The sequence below is a fragment of the Clostridium subterminale genome, from assembly GCF_039521425.1.
Lineage (GTDB): Bacteria > Bacillota > Clostridia > Clostridiales > Clostridiaceae > Clostridium_J > Clostridium_J subterminale.
The window spans coordinates 376,167-376,658 of record NZ_BAAACI010000006.1; the positions used below are offsets into that span (position 1 = coordinate 376,167).

1 pseudogene is annotated in these 492 nt (G+C 34.1%); it reads left to right on the plus strand.

The window, feature by feature from the left end:
* Positions 1-492: pseudogene (locus ABDZ93_RS10685) on the plus strand (hypothetical protein); the annotation flags it as partial.

The following is a 492-nucleotide window of genomic DNA, read 5'->3' on the forward strand; positions in this document are numbered from 1 at the left end:
AGAAGTACTGGCAAATGGACAGTACTAAGTGATTATAGTACTAAAAACAGTGTAGAATTTAAACCAACTAAGGCTGGTAAATATTCATTTGTAGTACATGCAAAGCATAAGAGTAAAAGTGGAACAGTAGAAGATGATTATAGGTCTGTAGATGTACAAGTTACAGAACTAAAGTCACAGGTTACATCATTAAATGTAACAGGAGACAAATTTGTAGGTTCAACTTTAACTATGAAGGCAGAAGGAACACCAGCAGCAGATACACTGTATAAGTTATGGGTATGTGATAGAAGTACTGGCAAATGGACAGTGCTAAGTGATTATAGTACTAAAAACAGTGTAGAATTTAAACCAACTAAGGCTGGTAACTATTCATTTGTAGTACATGTAAAGCATAAGAGTAAAAGTGGAACAGTAGAAGATGATTATAGGTCTGTAGATGTACAAGTTACAACACCAAAGTCACAGGTTACATCATTAAATGTAACAGGA